General features: G+C 38.0%; 21 protein-coding genes. 18 read left to right on the forward strand and 3 right to left on the reverse strand.

The window, feature by feature from the left end:
- Window positions 1–202: 202 nt before the first annotated feature.
- Both M8E35_RS16430 and M8E35_RS16435 read right to left on the reverse strand, forming a co-directional pair.
- Entirely contained in the window at window positions 203–811 is a 609-nt protein-coding gene (locus M8E35_RS16430) for a hypothetical protein (RefSeq protein ID WP_252470305.1), read from the reverse strand.
- 146 nt (window positions 812–957) lie between these two features.
- Entirely contained in the window at window positions 958–1125 is a 168-nt protein-coding gene (locus tag M8E35_RS16435) for a hypothetical protein (RefSeq protein WP_252470307.1), read from the reverse strand.
- A gap of 342 nt (window positions 1126–1467) precedes the next feature.
- Here M8E35_RS16435 and M8E35_RS16440 point away from each other — a divergent pair, with 342 nt between their 5' ends.
- The 3 genes from M8E35_RS16440 (at window position 1468) to M8E35_RS16450 (ending at window position 6012) form a co-directional block, all read left to right on the forward strand.
- On the forward strand, window positions 1468–2985 hold the full coding sequence (locus M8E35_RS16440; RefSeq protein WP_252470309.1) for an ATP-binding protein: 1518 nt from the start codon (window positions 1468–1470) through the stop codon (window positions 2983–2985).
- A gap of 816 nt (window positions 2986–3801) precedes the next feature.
- Entirely contained in the window at window positions 3802–5259 is a 1458-nt protein-coding gene (locus M8E35_RS16445) for an SLC13 family permease (RefSeq protein ID WP_252470311.1), read from the forward strand.
- An 87-nt stretch (window positions 5260–5346) separates the two neighbouring features.
- Entirely contained in the window at window positions 5347–6012 is a 666-nt protein-coding gene (locus M8E35_RS16450) for a hypothetical protein (RefSeq protein WP_289710876.1), read from the forward strand.
- A gap of 17 nt (window positions 6013–6029) precedes the next feature.
- Here M8E35_RS16450 and M8E35_RS16455 read toward each other — a convergent pair whose 3' ends face one another.
- Window positions 6030–6269: a hypothetical protein gene (locus M8E35_RS16455; RefSeq protein WP_252470313.1), complete on the reverse strand. Its 240-nt coding sequence runs from the start codon at window positions 6267–6269 to the stop codon at window positions 6030–6032.
- A 341-nt stretch (window positions 6270–6610) separates the two neighbouring features.
- On the opposite strand from M8E35_RS16455, the gene M8E35_RS16460 reads away from it, so the two are divergent.
- From M8E35_RS16460 to M8E35_RS16530, 15 genes are all read left to right on the forward strand, one after another.
- Window positions 6611–7081 (forward strand): hypothetical protein, encoded by a 471-nt coding sequence (locus tag M8E35_RS16460; RefSeq protein WP_252470314.1) that lies wholly within the window; start codon window positions 6611–6613, stop codon window positions 7079–7081.
- A gap of 2 nt (window positions 7082–7083) precedes the next feature.
- Window positions 7084–7590 carry a universal stress protein gene (locus tag M8E35_RS16465; RefSeq protein WP_252470315.1) on the forward strand — a complete coding sequence of 169 codons (507 nt, stop codon included), beginning with the start codon at window positions 7084–7086 and terminating at the stop codon, window positions 7588–7590.
- A gap of 913 nt (window positions 7591–8503) precedes the next feature.
- Window positions 8504–9805, forward strand: coding sequence for a sulfite exporter TauE/SafE family protein (locus M8E35_RS16470; protein WP_252470316.1), 1302 nt, complete (start codon window positions 8504–8506; stop codon window positions 9803–9805).
- Complete coding sequence (locus tag M8E35_RS16475) at window positions 9802–10515, forward strand: hypothetical protein (RefSeq protein WP_252470317.1); 714 nt, start codon at window positions 9802–9804, stop codon at window positions 10513–10515. Before M8E35_RS16470 ends, M8E35_RS16475 begins: the two co-directional genes overlap by 4 nt.
- A gap of 219 nt (window positions 10516–10734) precedes the next feature.
- Window positions 10735–11361 carry a hypothetical protein gene (locus M8E35_RS16480; protein ID WP_252470318.1) on the forward strand — a complete coding sequence of 209 codons (627 nt, stop codon included), beginning with the start codon at window positions 10735–10737 and terminating at the stop codon, window positions 11359–11361.
- Window positions 11362–11391: 30 nt separating this feature from the next.
- Window positions 11392–11964 (forward strand): universal stress protein, encoded by a 573-nt coding sequence (locus M8E35_RS16485; RefSeq protein WP_252470319.1) that lies wholly within the window; start codon window positions 11392–11394, stop codon window positions 11962–11964.
- Between the two features lie 186 nt (window positions 11965–12150).
- Entirely contained in the window at window positions 12151–12699 is a 549-nt protein-coding gene (locus M8E35_RS16490; protein ID WP_252470320.1) for a universal stress protein, read from the forward strand.
- Window positions 12700–13088: 389 nt separating this feature from the next.
- A complete protein-coding gene (locus tag M8E35_RS16495) occupies window positions 13089–14543 on the forward strand; it encodes a TerD family protein (RefSeq protein ID WP_252470321.1) in 1455 nt (484 codons plus the stop codon).
- Between the two features lie 347 nt (window positions 14544–14890).
- Window positions 14891–15232, forward strand: a complete 342-nt coding sequence (locus M8E35_RS16500) for an arsenate reductase family protein (RefSeq protein WP_252470322.1) — start codon at window positions 14891–14893, stop codon at window positions 15230–15232.
- A gap of 77 nt (window positions 15233–15309) precedes the next feature.
- Complete coding sequence (locus M8E35_RS16505) at window positions 15310–17724, forward strand: YceG family protein (protein WP_289710880.1); 2415 nt, start codon at window positions 15310–15312, stop codon at window positions 17722–17724.
- A gap of 135 nt (window positions 17725–17859) precedes the next feature.
- The gene (locus M8E35_RS16510; protein WP_252470323.1) at window positions 17860–18984 is read left to right on the forward strand and encodes a toxic anion resistance protein; all 1125 of its coding nucleotides are present in this window, start codon (window positions 17860–17862) and stop codon (window positions 18982–18984) included.
- Window positions 18985–19565: 581 nt separating this feature from the next.
- Complete coding sequence (locus M8E35_RS16515; RefSeq protein WP_252470325.1) at window positions 19566–20015, forward strand: MarR family winged helix-turn-helix transcriptional regulator; 450 nt, start codon at window positions 19566–19568, stop codon at window positions 20013–20015.
- Window positions 20016–20038: 23 nt separating this feature from the next.
- Window positions 20039–21766: an ABC transporter ATP-binding protein gene (locus tag M8E35_RS16520; protein ID WP_252470326.1), complete on the forward strand. Its 1728-nt coding sequence runs from the start codon at window positions 20039–20041 to the stop codon at window positions 21764–21766.
- Window positions 21763–23658: an ABC transporter ATP-binding protein gene (locus M8E35_RS16525; RefSeq protein ID WP_309446478.1), complete on the forward strand. Its 1896-nt coding sequence runs from the start codon at window positions 21763–21765 to the stop codon at window positions 23656–23658. The genes M8E35_RS16520 and M8E35_RS16525 overlap by 4 nt, the downstream gene beginning before the upstream one ends.
- Before the next feature lie 215 nt (window positions 23659–23873).
- Entirely contained in the window at window positions 23874–24311 is a 438-nt protein-coding gene (locus M8E35_RS16530) for a MarR family winged helix-turn-helix transcriptional regulator (RefSeq protein ID WP_252470327.1), read from the forward strand.
- The last annotated feature ends 75 nt before the right edge of the window (window positions 24312–24386 follow it).

Below are 24386 nucleotides of genomic sequence, written 5' to 3' on the forward strand. Positions count from 1 at the left end.
AAAAGACGACTCAAATTTAAGAAAAAAATTTGAATCGTCTTCTTTAATATAGATCATAGTCAATTTAGCATTTGTATAATGTTTGATCATCATGCCAGAGCCAATCACCGAAGAAAGCCAAAAACCCCCAAATAAATTTTAATGCATCCATAATTTATCATCCTTTCCTTTGATCGTTTGGTCCTCTGATAAGTGTCGCTTATCAAATCCATATTTCCAGACTGTCTTTGTTTTCAATGAACAGATCGGCCATCTTTGTTGCAACGTCTTGATAGTGACCTTTGCCTTCTTCCCAATCCTTAATGTTAGTGGTAGCCCTCATTGTTCGACGATTTAAGGGAATCCAATTTGTTTGAGTTATGTCGAAGTTTGCAATAGATCGTTCAAATTCATATCCTAAGTTACTAGTACTCCAATGATTAGGCTCTTTTTCAGGTCTAACATCGAAGACGCGCCTCACAAACTCAGTTGTAATGGTTCCAAAAGTAATTATAAGTTTAGGCTGATATTCTAAGACACTTTTCTTTAGCATTGTAATGTTATTGTTTACTTCCGCCTCACTTGAGGTATGAGAGACTCTTCCAATATTGCTTATTGCATTCTTAATATAAATATTTCTACTATTAATTCTTGCATGAAGTTTGCGATATACTTTGTCCTGAATTTCATACATTATAGGATTCCAAATATTAAGAACGTCAGTGGGATATTTGGGATTAACTAAGAGCCAAATCGGAAAAGATCTATCTCCGGATTCTTTCATCATACTATCAACAGAAATTGAATAATTATCGAGTACTAAGCTTGGCAAACGAATCCCGCCTTTCAGTGAATAATATTGAAAATTTATGCTTTACATAGAGTATATTGATTATGAATGTTTCGGTTTGCTATAGACTGAATAATCTCATATGTTATGCTTTGATTATGTGGGAAAGAGGTTTGGCTTTTAATAAGCTAATTTCTAACACATTCTGTTGTTACTTGCTCTTGGATTTTGTCCTGATTTAGAGTGCGGAATTTCCGCATTACTTCCACAATAAGCTTGCTCGTTTCAATCTCATTATGAATATTGCAAGTATCAAACAATTCTTGAACCCATGCAGTGAATTGATTTGTAGTCATGAGAATTACCTCCTAATATGAAATATATTTAAAAGCCCAGCGAACCATTGGTTGGTATACCTGCATAAATACAATACATACTTACCTTTCATTTCATTTTCTCAGTGTAACTTAGTAATTACTCTTGCAATTATAGTGCCAGCCATTTTACTCGTTTTCCAGTTGAGTTTTGTATGTTTTCAGACATGTGAATCTACAGTAGAGCAAACACTAAGAGTTTGAATGCACCTGAAGAACTTCTAATGCTTCTTATCGTGCTCTTTATTACCAGGCATTCTGCTTCTGTTTGTTTTTGAACAGTCACAAGTGAATTGTCTGAATTCACACTAAGGGAGTGTTTGCTTGTTAAGACTAAAAAATAAATCTTTCGCTTCTCAAATAATGTTCACTGTTTCAGCCATTTTGCTGATCCCCATACTAGTGATGACGTATGATATCTTTTTTTCTGGTGCCAAAGATGAAATGCTATTAAAAACCAAGGAAGAGCGTTTAGGGACTATGGTTAATGCCACAGTTCAGAGTTTAACTGAAGTTTTGGACCGTTCGAACCTAGAGTACAATTCCCTGCTCTCTAAGAAGGATATAAATACAATCGCCAATGCCTTTGATATAATTGCCAAACCATTGTCAGACGGGAACCCGGGAGTACGCTTGGGTTTGTACATTCCAGAAACGAATGATCTGTTCGTCTATGGTTTTCTCCATCAATATCGGCCTCAAACGCCCGAGGAAATAAAGGCGAGAGAGTATCGAATTTTAGACGAAGCTTCCTCAGGACTAGTAGCTGTTAATGCAACTAAAGAGCCGCTTTCCCGTATCGCAGGTTCTCAAGGAAACCAAGCCTTTGAATATTTAATGCCGGTGATGCAACAAGGAAAACTGATCGCTATAGCCTGGGCAGACGAACAGGTTCATCCGGTATTTGCACAGAGCAGGCAATTCAGTCTGATCACTCGATACATGACGCTTTTAGGACTGATATTTGGCCTGGGAACTGCTCTTTATGTCATTCATAACTTGGCCGCTGAGGTGCAAGTGATTAAAAATGGAATCTTGAGTATGCAGGAAGACAGTGAAAAGAGGCTGCCTGCGATGCCTGGGGAAATCGGGGAAGTTGTCCAAGCCATTAACAACATGGCCGATAACTTAAAGGAAAAGGAACGACTAGAAGAAGAATTGAGGCGGTCGGAAAGACTGGTGGCATTGGGTCGACTTGTTACAGGGGTAGCACATGAGTTGAGGAATCCCTTGGCGATTGTTAAAGCCACTGTCCAAGTTATGGAAGGAGAGTTCAAAACACAACAAGGGTTGAGGGAATATACGAAGGTGATTTGTGAGCAAGTTGATCGAGGAAATCTTGTTATTAAAGAGTTGCTGGACTTTGGTCGTCCTTGTAAACCAATCGTTAGTCCAACTGAGTTGAACCATTTACTGGAATCCGTTCTTATCTTTACCTTCCCGATGCTACGGCAAAATAAAATTGAGTTGGAGAAAAAATTTGAACCAAACCTTCCTTTAGTAAACATCGATATGGATAGGATGAAACAGGTTTTTGTCAATTTAATTATTAATGCTATTCAAGCAATGGAGGGCGGAGGTAAACTGATCATTGAATCGATCGTCAAGGAAGAGACCATTGAAGTAATTTTCACCGATTCGGGTACTGGGATCGAGCCTAACGATCTTTCACGTGTTTTTGATCCGTTTTACACGACTAGGGATGATGGTGCTGGGTTAGGATTGTCTATCAGTTATCAAATTATTCACATGCACATGGGCAGGATTTGGGTTTTGGAAACTTCCGCTGAAGGAACTACTATGGCTGTGAGTATACCGAAATCGAACCTGCTTACAATATAAGATGATTTGCCCTATTAGACATGGGATAAGGATTGCTGCTCTTGCTTCAAAAAATACTCCAAGGAGAAAACTAGTTTTCTCCTTGGAGTATTTTTTGTAATAGATTTGTTTAATTAAGAAAGATTTAGACGGGTATATTTATAGCCCTTGTTAATTGCGAAGGAGAAGGTTTGGAAGGAGACACCTATCTTGTAGGGGATGTAACGAAACTTGTTTTCCAGTTTATTACATCCCCGCTCTATTTGTAATCCCCTTAATATTAGAGGACTGTTCACCACTTCAAAGGTGTACAGTCCTCTATTTTGGGATAACGCACCACCAGCTTGAAAAAATCTCAAGTTTCGTTACGGCCCCTACGGATCATCGATATTAATAAGTTCAGGTAATTACTGTTGTAATATCTGACGAACTCCCGGTTTTGCAATAGGTTAAAACGATTAAGAGTATTTTGATTTGCTATAGACGCAATACTATCACAATGATACTCTTTACTTGTGAGTATAGTCACATAAAAGAAGGGAGGATTGATCATAATCATAAGAATGCTCAAGAAATTTCTAACCTTTATGGATGTATAGGCCTTTAGTGATTGGGAGGGATGAATTGAACAAAACAAGGTATGAAAGTCGAATAGCTAAAAGTGTTTTAGAAAATAAAAAAAGCAGCCTTAAAGGCCGCTAAGAAATTTAATCGTAGGATCATTATAACACAAAATCCGGATGATGTGAGAAGCGTTTAAAATTTTTGTAGGTGGTTGTTAATGAACGAAAACATGAATAAATAAGCACCTTAAAAAATGAAAGAGGGTGTGGGTTAATGAACAGTAATAATGCAAAACGAATCTTCTTTATTTTGCTTGGAATTGGTATATTTTTAATATTTTTTTACGCTCCACAGTTTGGACCTGCGGTAGATCCTTCAGGTAAATCCTTTGAACTAAGTCAACAAGGGAAAGCAGCAATTGGTCTGTTTTTCTTAGCCAGTATTTGGTGGGTGTTCGAGGTAACTCCTATTGGTGTTACCAGTCTCATGATAGGGGTCGCTCAAGCCTTATTCCTTATCCGTCCGGCAAAGGAAGCTTTCCGGGATTTTATGGATCCCACGGTAATGTTTATTCTGGGATCACTGCTCATAGGGTTAGCTTTTACTAAGTCAGGAATTACAAAAAGGATAGCCTATAAGATGTTAGATGTGGTGGGCGAAGACACAAGAAAGATATTATTAGGGGTATTTATTGTAACGGCATTATTAACCCATATAATGGCTCATACAGCCGTAGCAGCCACTATGTTTCCAATTTTAGTGACTATTTTAGCCCTGTATAATGGAGACAACTCTGATGGCAAACCTACTAAGTTTGGTAAGGCTTTATTCATTGGAATGGCCTACACTGCTGGCGCTGGAAGTATTTGTACTCTTTTGGGCGGTGCTCGAAATCCAGCTGCTGTAGGATTTTATACAGAGTTTACAGGTAAAGAAGTCTCTTTTGTTGACTTTTCCATCCATTTGGCTCCCTTTGGTTGGGCAAGTGTATTTCTCATTTGGGCATTGTTAATGATCATTTACAAACCGGAAAAAACCAAGATTCCTGGGCTGCGCAATAAGGCCAGATCAGAGTATGCAAAACTCGGACCAATTAACAGCAAGGAAATATTTGTTAGTGTTGTTGTCGCCTTAGCTCTAGTCATGCTCGTTTTGCAAGCAGTTATTCCGGCTTTAAAGACCATGGACCGCTCTGTTCCATTACTGCTCGCCGGAATACTGTTCTTCCTCTCTAATGTCTTGACAGTAGAGGATTTAGAAAAGAAAATTCCTTGGAATATTGTGTTGCTGTTTTCGGGTGCTATGAGTATTGGTTTCTGCTTATGGCAAACAGGAGCTGCTCAGTGGATTGCTATTAAGTGGTTAGCAATGATCGCCGGTGCACACTGGTTGGTGTTCTTATTAGCAGTTTGTTTCCTAGTGTTGCTTATGACGAACTTCATTATGAATGTAGCAGCTATAGCCATTACCTTGCCAGTTGCCCTTGTTATGGCGCAGTATTTAGGGGTAAACCCAGAGCTTGTTATGTACGGTGCAGTAGCAATGGCCGGAATGCCTTTCTTACTATTAATTGGTGCGGCCCCTAATGCCATGGCTTATGAATCCAAGCAGTTTACTACGGGTGAATTCTTCGTAAGCGGTATCCCTGCCAGTGCAGTTATCATGGGCCTATTAGTAATAATGACCTTTACCTATTGGCCTATAGTTGGAATGCCTGCACTACTAAAGTAGTAATCTAAAAATGGATATGCCGGGATCATTGATCTTGGCATATCCACTAAACATTGGCAATTCGTTGTCACGTTCTTAAAAACGCTTTTGGGCGGATCGAATGTAAACAAAATAAGAAAGGAGAGATTCGTTGTCGGCTTAGCACGAGATAAATATATACCTCTAGTCGAAAGGGATTCTGGAGATATAACCTATCCAATCTGGCTTTTAATAAATCCAAAATATCCTTCCGTTATCAACGACATTTGGAGACATGTTTTAGATGAAATGCAGGACAAAGTTTATAGGGAAATACACTCTAGAATTGATACTAATAATATTTATATTAGGAGTGTAGTTGGTGATTGTGGAATAGTTCCTAATTCTCTCAATTGGTGGGGGAATGAGGTTGCATCGGAAATAGAGTCGTTAAGGAAAATTATCCTTGAATACAATCCCAAAATACTGATTTCTTTTGGTGGGTTTCCATTTGAGTTTTTGAGACGGGTCTTTGAGATTAAACCTCAAAAAGGACCTAAATATTGGAACTCCTCGATTTTAAGAGGTGAGTTTGATAAATCAATTAAAAGTTTCGATGTGAACCATACCAATCTTATCCCCTTGCTTCGTCGAGTTGTTCCTAATGAAAAGTCCATAGAAACACCGGTTTATTTCAACCATTATGACTCTGAGCAATACTTTCAATATGCAGGAACAAAGATATCTGAAAGGATTATTCAGAACAAGAATAGTTTAAAAATATGGATGAAATAAAGATGTCTGTTATTTCTTTAAAAGTACTGTCCCAGAAAAGTACCTGCTTGTTTCAACTGGTAAGGATCTCCACCGTGGTTTAAGAATTGCTCATAGTGATAAACCCAGTTGTCGATTTCTGGAATAGCTGTTTTCCATGAATTATCACCTAAAATTTTGTAATACCAATACATCATCTGAGAATTCGCTAACTTTGAGTTGCAGTACTTTTTTTCAAATTCTAAAAGGAATTCTAAAGATTCGTTTGCGTTTTCCATGCATCTTTTCCTCCTATAACAAGATGTCCAGATGGGCCCAGTTTCCCCAAATTTTAAAGATATTATAACGGATTCGAATTCTAGATATTGCATTAATTGATTATGGGCATTTTGTTTTGCTATATACGTAATTTAAATCTAATGATAATCTTTTATTGTAAGTATTTATGCAGGATTTTGAAGGAGGAAAGAATTCAAACTTGCACAGACTTATAGCAAAATTAAAACTATTTGTATTTTTGTTTTGAAAATAATAAAAAGCTGCCTAGAAAGGTCGCTAAGAAATTTAATCGTTTTCATTTGCAGTTAACAGTTCACTCCATCTTGAAGGAGGGTTAATTATGGGAGAGGAATCTCTTGATTATGGGGTAAGGTTTACTAGAGGCAAGTTTTTAAATGTTGTCCCAGTGTATCAATCTAAGGCTGACCGTAATTTTAAGTTTGAAATCTATAATAATCGAGTCAGGGCTAAACGACCTGTAGCAACTCTTGTTACAAGTGTAGGTACAATAATCAGAGAAGGTATGTTTAAACGATCATTTCATGCTACTTTGGAGATCAGACCGGATGTGCCATTTAGCCAAGAAGAATTAAGCGATTTACCAACTGACATTGCCACGCTAATGTTTCGGGAGTTAGGAGGCAACCCTTCAGAAGAAGAGTTTATCATTAAAATAACTTGCCCGATTAGAAATAATTCAGACGAAGAGAAAGATAAAGTAATTTCAGAATTGTGGATGAGTGGAGTAATTGATCTTAATCAGTACAATATTTTTTCCAACAATGCCTTAGCGATGTCTTCAGGGTACTAGAGATGAATGAAGCAAAGTTTAAGGTGCTTCTTTATTTGGATGAGTCCCAGTTTGCTTATTTTGGAGTTATATACTCAGCTATTCTGATGGTAAATATACCCAATATGCATTTAACCGTTGTGAGGTTAAAAGAAAGCAATAATGGCTCAATGGAAAGCGAAAATAACTGGCTAAATTCTGGGCCAATCTATCAAAACTTGGACTGGATGCAGGATGTTATGGATATATTTAAAAGCAGAGCAGTGGACGTTCATCATCAGGTAATCTATTGTAACCCGAATATTCCCGATACGGTAGAGGCACTTCTCGAGTATGTAAGAAAGAAGTCAATAGAGCTAATAGTCATAGGTACCGGAGAACTTAGAACTATAAAGGGTTTGATTTTTGGAAGTTTAGCCAGTTCTTTACAAGACAGGTCTCCAATACCAGTACTAATGGTAAAGAGCCTTCCTCAAGATCTTCTAGATATTTATAGATCAAAACCAATTCTGAAGATTGTTCAGAAATGAAACAATACAGAAATTCGAGCTTTACAGAAGTGTGGCATTGCTGCACTTCTTTTTTGTGTCAAGAAAATTATACACGAATAGTTCGGCTGCTGTAAGAAATCACAAGCAAATTAAGAGAAGCAAATGAACGGTGCTACTTGTTTTACTAATTAAATTCTAAAATTGTACAGGGTTTATATTGGGAATTTTAATTACAATGAATTGTTTTCTGTATTTAATAAACTAGTGTATGAAAATTCTTCTTTATCGAGAATCGTGCATCCAATTCTTTGTGTAAAAAGTCATTGGGATATTAACTATGTGCCTGACGTGGCGTATCTTATCATGTTTTAGACATGAAGGCCTAACTCGCAGGAAGAACTTTGATATATGTAAAGACATAAAAGCTCATGAAGAAATAGCATTAATATTGCTATTGTCAAAATATCAATCAAATAGTAACTGAGCTTGTCAGTATTTCAAAAAAGCACAATTTCAACATCTTTATGGTTATTAAGCAGTCTTGATATAAGAATGACTGATTATAGGGATATGGATACACTATAGACACCTTTCTCATGCAATGCTACTCTTTACTTGTGAAAGCAATCTTAAAGAAAGGAGAGGTAAGTAAACAGCTTTTGAATTTGGGATTATCAATATAATTGAAGAGGATCGAATAACATTGTCTGCATTTCGCAGTGGGTAATCTAAGTATTGTTCCGAAAGATAAAAGATTGTGAGTGACTATCAATCAGTCCCACTACGATGTAAAGTGATACCTCTTCAAGAAAAAAAGCAGCCTATAAAAGGCCGCAAAAGAAATTTTCTTATAGTAATTATATCACAAATTTCGAAAAAGTGAGGGTGAATAATCACTAAAATTCTAAGCTCCGATCGAAAGTGAAGATCAATGGAGGAGGAAAAGACGACTATGAAAAATTTATATAACTCTTTAATGTACGCAGCCAGGGCCCATGCCCAGTGGGAGATTGAGACTTCATTTAACATTATAAAAAACCGGAAGAAGCTATTGATATTGTTCGTAATGGCTCTGCCCTTACTCATTCCGGCGATGGCTCATGCGGCAGCAACTCTGCCTGCCTTTATCGGTGGTAAAGCCGCCTTCGGTCCGTCCTTTTTTTCACCCTCTACGTTTTACGGCTCTATTGCCGTGGGCGTTATTGCAGGCCTTATTACTGGTTGTATAGGGGCTGGCGGAGGCTTTGTAATTACTCCGGCACTGATGAGCTTGGGAGTAAAAGGGATATTAGCAGTAGGTACTGATATGTTTCACATCTTTGCTAAGGCTATCATGGGAACAACCCTGCATAAGAAAATGGGTAACGTCCATGCTGGTCTAGCCATCGCCTTTCTGGTTGGTTCTGGACTAGGGGTTACAGGCGGCGGTATGATAAATCGTGCATTGTATAATTTCAACCCCATAATGAGCGACTTTGTAATAAGTTCTATCTACGTGATTCTACTTGGATTCCTTGGCATCTTTGCTATGAGCGAGTATCTAACTATGAGAAAAAGCGCTCCTAAAGCTGGTGGAGATGCACATGGCGGCCCAGAAAAAATTACAGCGCTTGGAGCTAAACTCCAATCGATTAACCTAGCTCCGATGATTAAATTTGATAGTCACGTAGTCCCTGGCGGGAGAAGGATTTCTGGTTTCTTTGTTGCAATATGCGGCGCAGCGACGGGCTTTCTAGCTTCTATACTAGGTGTTGGCGGCGGTTTTGTGACCTTCCCTATGTTTGTATACGGACTGGGAATTTCCACAGCAACCACTGTCGGAACAGATATATTCCAGATTATTTTTACAGCTGGATATGGTTCTATTGCCCAGTATGCCATCTATGGATATGTGTTTTATACCTTAGCTATGGGTATGTTGCTGGGTTCGTTATTCGGCATCCAAATCGGTGCCATTACGACTAAAGTAGTCCCTGGCACGCAAATCAAGGCTTTCTATGCGTTAGCTATTTTGGCAGGCTTTGTCAATAGACTCTTCGCACTGCCTGAAAAATTAACTCAGATGGGGTATATCACCTTGTCCGCTTCCTCTGGAGCTTTAATTACCAAATTAGGGGTATGGTTATTCTTTGGACTGGTATCTATCTTTGCCTTCTGGATAATAAGTACTTTTATCAGAAATATCCCGAAGCTTCGGGCTGAGGCTGCTGAAGAGCATGATGCTATCGTCACCAAAGGAGGTGTTTCCCAATGAGTGTAGTTCGAAATAAAAAGACTTTTTCTATTGGTCTTTTAATGCTCCTTAGCTTTGTACTATGTTATGTGGGCATGATGTCCCCAAACTTTGGTAATGGCAGAAATGGTTTGCAATACGCTGATGATATGTTTAACTCTTTGTCTAAGGGCTCAGCTTATTTTATTGAGGACGCTCAGAAAGTTGCAGATGGTCAAAAGGGAAAAAACATCAACCTTACAATTAAAGCTTCATCACATGAAGATGCTGTGAAATGGGGTGCGTTGTACACTACAGCAGGTGCAACTGTAACTGTTAAAGAATCTTCGGTGACTATCGATGGAGATTATGGTGAAATTCTTGGCGCCGTAGTGGCTGACAGCGACTTCATGTATCACAATGACAGTAAATCACTAGAAAATAAATATGGTTACAATGGTCGTGAAGCAACCTACAACTGGAACAGTTCTCTTAAAAAAATTGACGCAGAACTGAAAGCTAAATCGCAATTTAAAGAAGAATTTGACTTGGTTAAAGTTCAGCAAAAGGCCCTTGAGCCAGCCTACAATTATTACGGAGTTGAAATCAAAAAGGTTAGTGAGAATAAATTCAGTCTCGCCTTTCTGCTCTGCTTTTACCTGATATATACCGTGTGGTATGGTTTTGGTCTCTATTATCTCTTTGATGGTCTTGGTATTGTTATTGCCAAATCGAAGAAGAAGGAAGCCTGAGTCAGAATAGTGGACCTTTAGTTGTCCTTTTGTTGGCGAATGATTTATTGATATGATCTGCCGGTTCAGTTATTCATGAGACTTAACCTTTTGCTGCAACTAGAAGCACAACTGGAAACTCATTAGTTGCAGCAGAAGGTTTCATTTTTCTAGCATGAAAGGCATTTTAATATCCCGTTATTTTTGATAGCCTAACTCTGTTGATGAGGGGATTGAGAGATGATGAAGAGAGATTCGGGAGATAGAAATTATCCCATTTGGGTATTAATTAATCCAAAACACCCTATTAGCCACGACAATTGGACACCTGTATTAGATGAAATTCAGGACAAAGTCTATAGAGAAATGAACACTAGAATTGAAACTTCGAATATTTATTTCAGGAATGCCGTTAGCGACAGCAGAATAGTTCCTAATACTCTAAATTGGTGGGGACCTGAAGTAGCAAAAGAAATCGAGTTGTTCAGGGATATTGCCTTAGAATATAAACCGAGAATCTTAATTTCTTTAGGTGCTTTTGCCTATGAATTTCTAAGACGTGTCTATGAAATCAAGCCTGAAAAGGGGCCAAAGGCATGGAGTACGGCTAACCTGGGAGAAGAATTTGAAAGATCCATCGAGAACTTTGATATTAGCAAAACCAATATAATTCCTTTGCTCCATCGAGTTGGAGCAAGTGCTAATTTTATCGACACTCACAATTATTTTTGCAGGAAAGACGACGAAAATTACTACCGTTATGTAGGATCTAAATTAGGTGCAAAGATTATTGAGAACAAGGATCAACTAAATATTTGGATTAACAAAACGTCAGGTTCAATTAATGCCACCTGCATTGCACCATAGCGCATCATCTTAAGGGAAGGGGTGATTGATATGAATGATTCAAAGTTTAATGTGCTCCTTTACTTTGATGACTCACAGCAGGCCTTTTATGCGGCTGTTCATACGGCAACACTTTTGAGAAATATGCCCAATATGCATTTGACCGTAGTGCAAGCACGAGATGGCTGTGAAGATTCTAAGATTACAGAATATAGTTGGATCGATACAAAGGACCTGGTTAATTGGGCCATGACAAGAAGCAATGTCAAAGGAACTGAATATCGATGGCCAATAAGCGCAACCTCGGATTGGATAAATCGAGTTTTTGAGGGAGCTGATTCCACCGTTCAGAATAGATATAATGAGATTCTTTCCAAAACTAACGAAGTATTTTTTGAAAGGGCAGAGGATGTCAGTCATGTTGTGATATATTGTAATCCAGGTATTTCCGATACTATTGAGGCACTTTATGATTATGCAGCAAAGAATTCATATAATTTGATTATTATGGGTACAAGGGGACTTACCACTTTAAAAGTTTTGCTTTTCGGTTGTTTAGTCAACAATTCTTCTATACCAATGATGCTAATAAAGAAGCTCCCCCAAGGTTTTATGAAGCATTAATTGTTGTTAACAATACTCATAAAGAATCAGAACTGATTAAGCACATGCCTACGGAATTCCGAAGGGTATGTGCTATTTTTGGTTCCGTTCTTGATTTATGTCAAGCATATAACATTAATTTACTATTATAACATATACTAAATTATGATATAATTAAATTTAAATCGTTTTAAAGGTGGAATTATCATGACTGACTCGAAATCTCTAAAGGTACTTCTTTACGCGGATGGTTCACCGCATTCTTTTTCTGCGACTGTATATGCCGCCAGTTTATTTTCTAGTTTATCCAAAATGCAATTAACAATATTGCATATACATGAAAGTGCTCAAGGGTCTATTGAAGGAGATTATAATTTATTGGAAACTTGGTCTTCTAACCCTAACACAGATTGGGTAGAACACTTAATAGATGAAGATTCGGATCAAGGAAGGGAGTACTCTGAAATTCTTGCAACAACCAATAATATTTTTTCTAAACAAGGACAAAATGTCAATCGTCAGGTGATTTATTCCAATTACAATATACCGGATATCACTGAGGCAATTCTTAGCTACGCAACAAAAAAGAACTTTGAGTTAATAATAATGGGAACGCGAGGACTTAATAGTTTAAAAGGTCTGATTTATGGAAGTTTGGCTCACAGTGTGCTTAACAAGTCGGATATACCGGTCTTATTGATTAAGAAGCTCCCTCAAGAATTTATTGATAATTATCGCTCTGTCGACGATGAGTAACGAATGTTGCTAATCTTAAATAATATATATTCTAATAGTAGTATTAGATGACTTTTATATTATGTGTCAATAAGCCCAGGAGAGATACTGCATCTCTTCTGGGCTTATTTGATCGCGTCAAGATATTCCTAGAATTTCAAGAGCCCATTCCTAATACCAAGCACGTTAATTTTATATGATATAAATACACATACAAAATAATTTAGTGAAGGAAATATGAAGATGTAAATTCAGGCACTGAGATGTCTTTGCTTCGAAGTTTGCTTGTGCTTGGCTTAATATGGTAAAATGCACTTGTTAGAAGGGTTTATTTTACCTTGAATCTTATATACGGACATTTATTGTGCAAGTTAAAGCACTACTGGTATGAATAGAAAGGTGGAAGAGCAATGGCAGTAAGACTTAGCAAAGGGCAAAAAGTAGACCTTACAAAAAGCAATCCTAACTTAAAGGAAATAATTGTCGGGTTAGGTTGGGCTTCAAATCCGTCAGCAAGTAGTTATAATTTTGATTTAGATGCATCGGCTTTTTTGATTGGATCTAATGGTAAGGTAAAGGATGAAAGTGACTTTGTCTTCTATAATAATCCATCTGGCGGTCAAGGTTCCGTAAATCACAGCGGGGATCATAAGAAGGGTTCCGGGGAGGGTGATGACGAGCAGATTCGCATCAATCTGTCAGGAGTACCTGCGTATATCGAGAGAATTTCTTTTACTATTACTATTAATGACGCGCAAATGAAACGGCAAAGTTTTGGAGATATCAAGAATGCTTATGTAAGGATTCTAAATGCCAGTACGAACGAATTATTGCTCAAATATGAACTTGGCGAGGAATTCTCCGTGGAAACGGCTATTGTTGCCGCTGAAATTTACCGCCATGCCGGGGAGTGGAAATTCAATGCTATTGGAAGTGGATTTCAAGGGGGGTTAGCTGCTCTTTGCCATAATTTTGGGTTGGAGGTTGAAGAAGAACAAAAATCCTCTGCAGGTGCTAATCCTTCAGTTAACTCTGGTTATGGAAATACTGGAAATGCTAACTTTGGAAATCAGGGAACAGGCAGCTCTGCTGTGCCTTACGGCGGTCCCCAAAACAACCAAAATAATTCTTATGGACAAAACAGTCCTCAATCATATGGCCAGAATAACTCTCAGTCCTTTAGCCAGAATAATTCACAATCCTATGGACAAGCTCAGAATGCCGGCCATCAAGGTGGAATGGCCTGTCCCCGTTGCCATTCGAATCAGGTAACTGCGGGTAAGAAAGGGTTTGGTCTAGGCAAGGCTGCAATTGGCGGTGTTTTGTTAGGTCCAGTAGGGTTGTTGGCTGGGTTTATTGGAAGCAAAAATGTGGAATTTGTCTGTTTAAGCTGCAAGGAACGCTGGAATTCGGGCAGTAATACAAATACCGCTGAGTGGTTGCAAAAGCAAACTGAAAATGCTAAAAGCATTGTGAACAAATATATGGGGAAAGATCTCACAGAAGCCTTGGTTGCCGGCAGCGCATTGGTAGCTATAGCGGACGGGGTTCTCGAACCTTCTGAGAGGGAAAAGCTCATTGATTATTTCCGTACCAGTCAGGAAATGCGTGGGATTAATATTAATGAAGTAGATTCTCGTTTTAATTACTATGTACAACGAATTCAGAGTGATCGTATGTTAGGTAAGGCCGAAGCCTTGAGAGCGATCGGGAAATTAGCGAGTAAACCTGAAGCGGCACGTTTGGTGGTTCGGTTGTGCTGTGCAATTGGTTTTGCCGACGGGGAATTTGCTCCAGTGGAAAAGAAAGTTGTAGAGGAGATTTGCTACGAGGTTCGCTTAGACCCTAGGGAGTTTATATTTTAGGTCTCCCTTGGATTCGGCTTCTAGCCAGAAGGTGCAAAAGTTCGGTGATACCGTGATTTGGGCAGCAACGGGTTGCAGCTACTATGCCTGTCAGGGGAGTAAATACCATTAGCATGCAATAATTAACCTGTATAGACAATTGAGCTTAATAGCAAAAAGTGCCCCTGGCCTCCATAAGGGCTAGGGGTATTTTAATGCTATTTTATCCAGTAAAACCTTATTTTCTCACATATATAAAGGAATTAGATATATTACTGTAGAATAATTAGAGAGATGAAGTATTACTTAGAATGAATATTGCCATAATCTAATTAGAGAATTGAATTGAGGAGTTAGACGAACTAAGAATGAACATTCAAATATTTGGAGTCAAGAAATGTTTTGACACTAAAAAAGCTGAACGTTATTTTAAAGAGAGAAAGATAAAATATCAATTTGTTGATTTGACAATGAAAGGCTTGAGTAAAGGAGAACTACAAAGTGTCAAAACCGCTGTTGGATTAAAGAATTTGATTAATCTTAACGCTAAGGATTACAAAAAGTTAAATATGGATCACATTATTTCTGAGTCTGGCAGGGAGGAAATGATCTTGAATAATCCCAGTCTTTATAATACTCCTATCGTACGCAATGGAAAACAAGCGACAGTAGGTTATGTACCGAGGATTTGGGAGTCGTGGCAAGAATAAAGGAGTGAGAAGATACGGAGACAAGTAAGGAAACTAGAACTGTCTTAAAACAATCCAATGATATTTTTAAAGATATACTGTCTCCTTTAACAGAAAGGGGTTCACAACCCTATGTTTATTTCTATCGTATTGTTGGATGTAATGACGAGAGAGCGTACCTATCTGAGATTATTAGTTTAGATGAAGAACTAAAATTAACGGGCAACTACATTTTGTTTGAAAAATCAATTCCTGTCAGTACTGATTCTAAAATAATCGACCGTGCAAGAAAGTTGTTTGAGCCAGTCCCGCTTAAGGATTATAGCAATGGAGCACTTTTAAATCTGTTAGATTCAAAGGGCTATTTCTCATTAAGCTCAGATAGCCAAGTTAATCGAAAGATAAAAAATGCATTTGGCATAATTCTTAATCTCTATATAATAAATGAGAAAGTGATTAATTTAAGTATTGCTGTAAACTTTGGTACTAAAATCTTGCTCTGGTTTGGAGATTATGGTAAACAAATTCGCAAGAAATCACCCTTTAATCCTAAGGTGGTTTACTGGGGAAGTCCCAAAAAACATGAAATTTATTTTCTTATCCTAATGTCCCTTATAGGGTGTGATGTTCTTGTACTAAATACCTCTCTAAGAGATAAGTTCGATAATATAGATAAATACAATGAATTTTCCATGATTATTAAATATCCCAATGAACTTCCGATCGGAGCCTTTCCCGCACAGAACACTCTAGAAAAAGTGAAGATTGAGACTGCCCAGCCTAAATCGGAGAAGAAGAAAACTGAACAGCCAACCCAACAAAATGAACTGGATAATAGCTTCTTGAGTGATCCGGCAGCAGTGGTAAAACTTAAGAGAACTGAGACGATTTTGGAGGAGATACTTGTTCCCTTAAGCAAACGAAGCGGCTATATTGGTAAACCATATCCCATACTTCCGGCATATTTTGTTCGTTATATTGGGGTACCCGCCTCTTCAGATGATTGGGAGGCAGAATATTACAATAGTCTTTATAATTTGGACAGATCATTGCAGATGTCGGGCAGTTATCTTAAATTCATGGAAGGCATTGCTGCTCCGAGTGCAGAGGAAAGTGATATGATTCCCAATAGGCTTGTATGTTATCGGTTCCAAAATCGATTTGAGATTATTGAACAAATTCTTATGGCCAAAATACTTCCTCAAACGCACGATGAGCTATTGGATAATACAATCAGAAATACCTTTGTTGAGATAGTTAATCTTTTTGCAGAGAAGAGCAAAAATGTTAACATTTCTATAGTTTTAAATTTCTCGTTGAAAATAATTAGCTGGTTCAATCGATATCTTCCCCAACTATTTCCAAAAGGTAATCTAAACAATAACGCTGGGATCGAGGCCTTTAATTATGAACATAACCCCAAAATCTTGTTCTATGGACATATTAAAGCTCATGAAATCTTTCTGCTAACCGCTTTTCACAGGTTAGGATGCGATGTGCTTTTTATGCATTCTGATGAAGATGGAGACAGGCCGTTTCAAATCTTTGATGAGGAGAATACGTTGACCCATCTTATTAGGAATAAGCATAATTTGCCCTTGGAACCCTTTCCAAAAGGGGAGAGATTGATTCGTAAAAGCACAATTGCCTATAGTGCTTCTAAAGAGATTGAGGAAGTGATTTATAGTGAAGAGGTGGGGCTTTTTAAACCGTGGCAGTTTGAAAATTACGTGACACAGCCTATTACCCTTAAAACCACCTATGACGAACTCAAAATACTTTGGAGAGAACCATCTAAACTTCGTCCAGAGTTTAAAATTCAGAATAAAAAGGTGTATGTACCTAATTTATTTGCAAAAATCAATGGAGTTAGCGAGGAGCTAAATGCTTATTGGCAAGACCTAAAAGAACTTTCCACAGCTCCTAATACCAGGCTCATGGAAAATGTTCCGTTTACGAAGATCAATTACACCAAACAAGAACTATATCACTCAAATTATTTATTGGACGAACAGGGTCTTTTGGATGAGCTCAAGGCAGTAAAGAGCAGTCATTACAAGTTTGGCTATCTTAAAGCACCGCTACAGCATTTTCTAATTATGAAAATCAACGAATTATTTTGTTCAGGATTGTTTTTAACATCGGTAGATGAAAAATTTAAACTAAAAATAATCATGACAATTTTAACCTTGGATGATGAAATGCTCAAACTCATTGAAGTATTTGATTATCCTCAAGAAATACCCAAAATCATTATCTATGATAATAAAAAAGAATCTTTCACTGAAAACGATTCCATTCTGCTTGCCTATTTTAATCTTATCGGCCTTGATATTCTCATCTTTACCCCAACTAATTACAGGACTATTGAGCATTTCATTAAGCCGAGTCTTTTCGATCTGTATCAGCTTCCACAAGTAAAATACGACTTAGTACTTCCGGCCTTAAACAACATTCCGACGGCTCTCAGCCAGAAACCCGGGCTTTTATCTCGGCTTTTTAAACTTCGTTGATCAATCCTGTTGCCTAATTATTAATAGACAGGATTTGGGACAGACCATTGGCTTAACTTCTACAGCTTTGTGTACGAATCTTTAGGTCATTAGATTTAGCAGATGAAATCAATTTAAATTAAAGGGGGAGCGTAAATGGAGATTCAAGGTTTTACAACGAAACTAACTGAGGATAAAAGCTTAGTTCCGGCACCCATTCCAGTATTTGATCTTGAAAAGAAGAAAAATGAAGTTATGGCTAAAGTTATGGAAAGCCCTGAGGTTCGCTCTATTGTACGCCAAATTAATATAGAAGATGTAAATTCTATTATGACGTTTGGAAAAAACACTGCAGAAGAGGTTTCGAGGTTTTCAGATGCTATTCTTCATTCTATGCAATCGACTAAAGTCGAAGACTCAGGGGAACTGTTAATTCAACTCAATAAAATTATGGAAAAGTTTGACATAAAGGACTTTGAGGATAAACCTCCCGGCTTTTTAGAAAAAATATTTTCTAAAGCTAAAAATTCAGTGGATGCGCTCTTTAAGAAATACAACTCAATGGGTGATGAAGTTGATAAAGTTTTTGTCACCCTGAAAAAATACGAAGCGGAAATTGGCGTTGCTAACAAACATTTAGAAGATATGTTTAACAAAAATAGCGAGTATTACGAGCAATTAGGGCAATATATATACGCCGGTCAAGTCGTTCTAGCTGAGCTTAAGAATAATATTATCCCTACCGCCCAAGCAAAAGCCAACCAGACTGGCGAAAGGCTGGACCAAATTGCGGTTAATAACCTCATGCAGGTACAAGAGATTATGGAACAACGAATTTATGATTTACAACTTGCTGAAAATGTGGCCGTCCAAAGCATGCCCACCATTAAGGCCATTGAATATGGTAATTATAACTTGGTTCGCAAGATTAATTCTGCTTTTGTGATCACAATGCCAATCTTTAAGCAATGCTTGGTACAAGCTATAATGTTAAAACGCCAATCCGTTCAAGCAAAAGCGATGAGTGCCTTAGATGAGAAGACCAATGAGCTTTTACTGCGAAATGCTGAAAATACCGCGTTGCAATCAAAGATGGTTGCCAAGCTGGCTTCAGGAAGTTCTGTAAGTATTGAAACCCTTGAGAAATCATGGCAAACGATCGTCAACGGCATCGAGGAAACAAAAGCGATCCAAGAAGAAATGAGACAAAAACGTCTGGATGGAACAAAAAGATTAGAGGTGCTAAAACAAGACTTTGTTAATCGCGGGATTGTAAGATAGCGCAGTCGCCCGGGGGTCTGACAAGTATAAAATAGGGGTAATCACATTGTTTATAAAATGGACCATGTGTCAAGGGCAATTTAGAAAAGAGGCTAAAATACAGAAGAATACCCTCATGTCATAATTATGATGTGAGGGTATTCTTCTGTATTTTATTGAATACTCACTGCTTTTCAAGTAAGTGGCATATTGATTAGGTACCGTTTTGATAGGTTCCATTGGTAACGGTCATTGTTGTAATAGTCCATATATAATCCCGAAGTCCTGTTCGAGTTATCGCCAGCGCATAAACGACAATTAAGGTCAATACCCCGCATGTGGCTTGGTGATAGAAATTCTTTTAATTGAAATAATTGGTAATTAGAAAACAAGCACTAATTTCCGATTGTTGGAATGAAGCAGTATTTTTTAAGGGACAAATATAGTATCTGTAAAATTATTCAATATCTTAAATGATGAAAGGGTTTCTTTGTTGACTATAGATAATTTTGAGAGTAATATACTTCATGTGCGAAATAAACGTTAACGAAATATTCGGGATGGAAATGTATGTGTGCGAAATGTTTGAGGAGTGAGAAGAAATGGACAATTTTGATGAAAGCACTAAAGTTGCAAACCTTTTTCAGGAAGTGATGGTCCTTTTTAAGCAGAGTATGAGTAAAGTTTTTGAGGATTCAGGAATTACAGCGTTGCAAAGTATGGTGCTTCGAATTATAAGTATGGAAAAAAAGGTCAAGATAACCGAACTCAGCAGTAAACTTAGCTTGCCTAATAGTACTTTATCAGGGATTCTGGATCGGCTTGAAAAACAAGAAATGGTAGTCAGAGAACGAAGTTTAGAGGACCGGAGAGTCGTCTATGTGAGTATTTCTCCCCACTTTAAGGACGTTCATCAAAAAATGCATAATAATTTGAAGTCTAATATTGAAAAAGTCTTGAAACAAGGAACCCAAGAAGATCTCAATGAGATTTTTAAGGGTCTTAATACCCTAAAAAATCTTTTAAGTGACACTGGAAAAAACAATCAATAGCATTAAATGACGAGGAGACAGATATGATTAAATTGTTTAAATTATTAAAACAATATACAGTACAGATAGCAGTTGTGATTGTACTTCTTTTTGTACAAGTACTTTCAGATCTCTATTTACCTACCCTAATGGCTGATATTGTTGATAAAGGTTTAGCTAACAAAGATGTTAATTATATAATTAAAATTGGTGGTTTCATGCTGTTCATTGCAGCCGGAGGAACTATATGCGCGATTATCGCGACCTATCTCTCCTCAAAAACAGCCGTCGGTTTTGGCAAGATTTTACGTGAAAAGATTTTCGCTAAAGTTGAAAGTTTCTCTTTGCATGAGTTCGATAAATTAGGAACTGCCACACTGATTACAAGAACGACAAATGATGTAACTCAAATTCAACAAGTATCTGTTTTGATCCTTAGTATGATGATTACTGCGCCTTTAACCTGTATTGGGGGAGTTATTATGGCTTTGCAACAGGATACATCATTAGCTTGGGTACTTGTGGTTGCAATTCCAATACTTTTCGCTATTATCGGTCTAACCTTGAAGAGAGGGTTGCCTTTATTTAAGGTAATGCAGGAAAAGATCGACAGATTAAATCTTGTTCTACGGGAAAAACTTACCGGAATTAGAGTTATACGTGCTTTTAATCGCATCGAAAAAGAAAGAGTTCGATTTGATGAGGCCAACGCAGACCTCATGGACAACGCAATCAAGGTCAATTTAATTATGGCTGTCTTAATGCCGGCTATGATGCTAATTATGAACTTAACCACTGTAGCACTCGTTTGGTTTGGTGCTCTTAGAATCGACGAGGGATCAATGCAAATTGGGTCACTTTTAGCCTTTATTCAATATGCTACTCAAATCTTATTCTCCTTGCTCATGCTGGTAATGTTATTTATTATGGTACCTCGTGCTCAGGTTTCAGCAGTAAGAATCAATGAAGTCCTTGATACGGATCTAGACATTATTGATCCCGAAAAATCAAAAGAAGTGAATGATGAAAGAGGTTTTGTTGAATTTAAGGAAGTTTCCTTTAGATATCCTGGTGCAGACCAACCAGCTCTTAACAATATAACCTTTAGTGCCAAACCAGGTGAGCTGACAGCGATTATTGGAGGTACCGGTTCAGGTAAATCCACATTGATTAATTTGATGACACGTTTCTACGATGTTGAAAGCGGCAGTGTTTTGGTCGATGGAGTCGATGTTCGGGAAATGAGTCAGAAAGCGCTTCGTGCCAAGATCGGGTTCGTTCCTCAAAAAACCGTGCTGTTTTCGGGTACCATTGCTGAAAATATAAAATACGGAAAACAAGATGCTACTAAGGAAGAGATTGAACATGCGGCGCAGGTTGCCCAAGCAACAGAGTTCGTCACTGGGTTGGAAGCAGGCTTTGATCATCCTATTGCCCAGGGAGGTACTAATGTTTCGGGTGGACAGAAGCAACGGATTTCAATTGCCCGTGCTTTAATCAGAAAAGCTGAGATCTATATTTTTGATGACAGTTTTTCCGCCCTGGATTTTAAAACGGATGCCAAGTTGCGGGCGGCGCTTAAACCTGAAATTGCAAACTCTACGGTTTTTATTATTGCTCAAAGTGTCTCAACAGTTCGGGATGCTGATCGAATTATAGTCTTAGATGAGGGGGAGATCTCTGGCATTGGAACGCATAAAGAACTGCTAAATACCTGTAAGGTATATCGAGAGATTGTAGCTTCCCAGCTGTCAGAGGAGGAATTAGCGTGAGCGAAGAACGTAAAGCAGATAAATCTCAAGGGTTTGGTGGAAAGGCAGGAGGCCCGGCAGGATCTCTGGGAAAACCGGTGGAAAAAGCAAAGAATTTTAAGGGGACACTTTTCAGGTTGCTGAAATATTTAAAGCCTCAGAGAACCAAATTCATTGCAGTGTTTATCTTTGCCCTCCTGAGCACAATTTTCAGTATTGTGGGACCCAAAGTCATGGGTAAGGCGATTACAAAAATAGGTGAAGGCTTTACGGGTAAAATGATGGCCCAAAAGATGAATCAGCCTGTTCCACCTATGGATTTCACGTATATAGGCCAGATCGCGTTAATTCTATTAGGATTATATCTTATTAGTGCAGCATTCAGTTATTTGCAACAATATATTATGGCGGGAGTTTCCCAAAAAACCGTTTATAATATGCGTAAGGAAGTTGATGAGAAGCTTTCTCGCTTACCGCTTAAGTTCTTTGATGCCAGAACACATGGCGAAATTTTGAGCCGGGTAACTAATGACTTTGACAATATCTCAACAACGTTGCAGCAAAGTCTTACCCAACTGATAACTTCTATCGCAACTATTATCGGTGTAGTTGTTATGATGCTTTCAATAAGCCCTATATTAACACTTATTGTTATTTTAACTCTGCCACTTTATGTTGTAGTGACTATGAATATTGCCAAACACTCTCAGAAACAATTTGCTGCTCAGCAAAAGTCACTGGGAGAACTTAATGGGCATGTTGAAGAAATGTACACTGGGCATAGAATTGTTAAAGCCTTCGGACGTGAAGGTGATTCCATCGAAACCTTTAATGCTATTAATGACAGCCTATATACTGCTGGCTATAAAGCACAGTTTATTTCAGGGATAATAATGCCTTTAATGAGATTAGTCAGCAATTTGGGGTATGTGATTGTCAGTGTTGTAGGCGCTCTTTTTGCCATTAATGGTTCGATTACTATTGGTGATATTCTAGCCTTTATTCAATATTCAAGACAATTTACGATGCCAATCGTTCAGACCGCCAATATAGCTAATATTATTCAATCGACGGTGGCGTCAGCTGAGCGTGTGTTTGAACTTCTTGATGAGGTCGAAGAATTACCGGATAGTGCTGATGCCAAAATTATTGCTTTCCCTAAGGGAGAAGTGAGATTTGAAAATGTAGATTTCAGCTATAAAGAAGAAGAACCACTGATCAAGAACGTGAATATTGATGTCAAACAGGGAAATACAATCGCTATCGTTGGACCAACGGGTGCCGGTAAAACGACTCTTGTTAATCTATTAATGCGGTTTTATGAACTAGATGCCGGTAAAATCACGATTGATGGAGTTGATATCCGAGATATTAAGCGTGGAGCTTTACGCAGTATGTTTGGCATGGTGTTGCAAGATACCTGGCTCTTTAACGGTACAATTATGGAGAATATAGCCTACGGTCGTGAAGGAGCTACAGAAGAAGAGGTTATACAAGCAACCAGAGCTGCTCATGCTCATCACTTTATTAAAACACTGCCTGATGGCTATAACACCCTCTTAAATGAGGAAGCGTCTAATATTTCTCAGGGTCAAAAACAACTGCTCACGATTGCTCGGGCAATCCTGGCAGATCCGGCGATCTTAATTCTGGATGAAGCGACAAGCAGTGTTGATTCGCGAACTGAGGTTTATATTCAAAGAGCGATGACGGAACTAATGCAAGGAAGAACCAGTTTTGTAATTGCCCATAGACTTTCGACGATTAGAGAGGCAGAATTGATCTTGGTTATGAACAAAGGAAGTATTATTGAAATGGGTAATCATGCTGAGCTTCTTGCAAAGAACGGTTTCTATGCAGATCTTTACAACAGTCAGTTCACTGGAGCGAATTTAGCTAATGATGTAGTATAAAAATATAGTTGCAACCAATTAGCCCATTATTAAAAAAAGATGCTGTCAGGGTAAGAGACAGCATCTTTTTTGCTTACAGTCAAAATATTCAAAGAATGAATAGAAATTCATATTGCCAAAAAAAAGAAACTGAGATATAATTTACTCATGAATCGTTTGTATACAATTAATGATATACAAATAAATGTCTTACCAACAATATTGAGGTGTAATTAGTGAACGAGATTAAGACTAACAGCAGCAGGCCGTCAAAGTATGTCTGCTACAAACTCAGCAGGGTGATGAGAAAGGTCCATCGTTATTACGAAAGCAGCTTTTCACAATACGGTATTACTCCTGCTCAATTCTATGTACTTAGCGCAGTGTGGGAAAATGATGGAGTCAAGTTTAAAGACCTTGCTAAAAGCCTAGAGATGGATGGCTCGACTCTTACCTCCATTCTTGACAGGTTAGAACGGCAGGATTTACTCGAGAGGAGAGACGACCCAGAAGACAGGCGTTCACTCTTGGTCTTTCTAACTAAAAAGGCTAACCAGAGTATTGTCGAGATAACCTGTCTGGCGGAAAAGCTTAATCAGGAAATCAAAGAACGTTTTTCGGAAGAAGAGTACGCGACGTTTGAAAGAGTACTTGAAAAACTATCCCAGGAATAAATTTTTTTAATATTAACTGTTAGAATATTCAACCATTTGTTTAGGTATAATTAAATTTTTGTTAAAGAAATATTA

The sequence above is a fragment of the Desulfosporosinus nitroreducens genome (assembly GCF_023897015.1).
Lineage (GTDB): Bacteria > Bacillota > Desulfitobacteriia > Desulfitobacteriales > Desulfitobacteriaceae > Desulfosporosinus > Desulfosporosinus nitroreducens.